Source organism: Brevinema andersonii (assembly GCF_900112165.1).
In the GTDB taxonomy this organism is placed as follows: domain Bacteria; phylum Spirochaetota; class Brevinematia; order Brevinematales; family Brevinemataceae; genus Brevinema; species Brevinema andersonii.
In genome coordinates this window covers 18,035-20,003 of the sequence record NZ_FOKY01000022.1, presented here as the reverse complement: position 1 = coordinate 20,003, position 1,969 = coordinate 18,035, and the positions used below count along the sequence as shown (strand labels likewise).

2 protein-coding genes are annotated in these 1,969 nt (G+C 33.2%); one reads left to right on the top strand and one right to left on the bottom strand.

Annotated features, from left to right (window positions below):
- On the top strand, nt 1-422 hold a 422-nt coding region (locus tag BM018_RS07880; RefSeq protein WP_159428227.1), incomplete at its 5' end, for a hypothetical protein.
- Between the two features lie 243 nt (nt 423-665).
- On the opposite strand, the gene BM018_RS06785 is transcribed toward BM018_RS07880, so the two are convergent.
- A complete protein-coding gene (locus BM018_RS06785) occupies nt 666-1,613 on the bottom strand; it encodes an L-lactate dehydrogenase (RefSeq protein WP_092319939.1) in 948 nt (315 codons plus the stop codon).
- Nucleotides 1,614-1,969: the final 356 nt, after the last annotated feature.

The following is a 1,969-nucleotide window of genomic DNA, read 5'->3' as shown; positions in this document are numbered from 1 at the left end:
ATTCCTTCCCCGAAGCCGACAACTTCGACAGCATTGATATCATACACAAAGTCTCCAACAAAAACAGAGAGTTTACAGTATTTTTGGATATCGAAGTTTCCTCAGAGAAAGAACTTCAAGACCTCCATAATTTCAAAGGCTCCATAGACCTTCTTCCCGAAGAATACCGCGCTGACCTATCTCAAGAGCCGGCATTCAGAACTTTTACGGTGCCTATTATTGAACATATTTCAAATGGTTCCAGAACGACGGAAAAATCTTTACAGACCCTCATCGACGAGAAAAAAACAGAACTCCAAGACATTCGGAAACAAATCCTTGACGCTCAGGCAGATGAGGAGCATGCGCTCCTTCCCGAACTCCGCAGCAAAAGAGATAATCTTAAAAACGAAATACAAAATCTGAAAGCCAGTTTCAACTAATTGCTTCTTACAACCCATATTCAATAAAAAAGTAAAGACTAGTAAAACAAGCTACAAGAATTTTTAAGTTTTTGTAAATTTTTAAAAACAAATCCAAATAAAGGTATATAGGTATTGATAAAAAATAAGTAAGGCAATATCATGAAATAATGTTTCTTTTATTAGACTAAGATGCCATTTGAAGCGCCCTTGGAGTAGGAAAAAGTTAATTATTATACATAATATACACAAAAAATGACTGTCTTATAATGTTTCTATATATTTTCGAAGAATAGAATTAGATTTTTTGAAATTTTCCAGTTCTTCTGAAGTTAAATTTAATTCTATTACTTTTTCGATACCCTCTTTACCTAAAATTACTGGAACACTTGAAAATATATTTTTTTCTCCATATTCTCCGTTCAAAAAAGTAGAGGCTGCTGATATTCTTTTTTCATCATTCATGATTGCTTTGATAATATTAGCTGCAGCAGAAGCAACACCGTAATATGTTGTATTTTTACGCTCTATAATATCCCAGCCTGCTTTTACTACTTTAAGTCGGATTTCTTCAAGACTTAAAGTAGCATATTTTTCAGGATTTTGCTCCCGAAGCTGTAAATAGGGGACACCACCAACAGTCACAGTACTCCAAACAATAGCTTGCGAGTCCCCATGCTCACCAATTGTAAATCCGTTTATTGAATGTGGATCAACATTCCCGCATATCTCTGATAAAAAGTATTTTAATCGAGACGTATCGAGAGAGGTTCCAGAACCAATAACCCGATGCACCGGAAAGCCGCTTTTTTTGAAAAAATAATAAGAAACAACATCTACCGGATTAGAAACAACTAAAAAAATACCATTGAATCCGCCTTTTAAAACACCATCAATAACTGAATCTGCAATTTTAACACTATGGCCCAAAGAATCCAAGCGTGTTTCTCCTACTTTAGGAGGACCGCCCGCAGAAAAAACAATAATATCAACATCTCTACAATCGGAAAGAGATGCAGGATAAATTTTTGTACGCTGATCTAAAAAAGGAATACTTTGACCTATATCCCAAGCTTCTCCTTCTGCTCTTTTTATATTTGCATCGATCATTAGTACTTCGTCACAAACTCCTTGATTTGCTATAGCGTAGGCACAAGTAGAACCTACTAGACCGGTTCCTATTATTGCTACTTTTCTAGAATTGATACTCATAAGAGCCTCCTTGTGAAAATTATCACTTGTAATAATTTAATATATTAATATTATTTTGTCAAATATCAATATATTAAATTAAAGATTTTTAGTACTTTTCCTGTTATTTGAAAAAGAGTTTCTTTATCAAATAATATATTATAAAATTCTCATTATCGAGTTTTTGACTTAAAATCTTGGAAAGCTTTTTGCTTTATCTTGACAAGATAAAATAAAAAACCTATAATATAAAAACATTATCTCTAAATTCAAAAGTAGAAATAAATAACATGACAACCATAAAAACAAAATTTGACATTTCTAAAAATAGTATAACTATTAAGCACAGCACAGCACAGCACAGCACAGCACAGCAC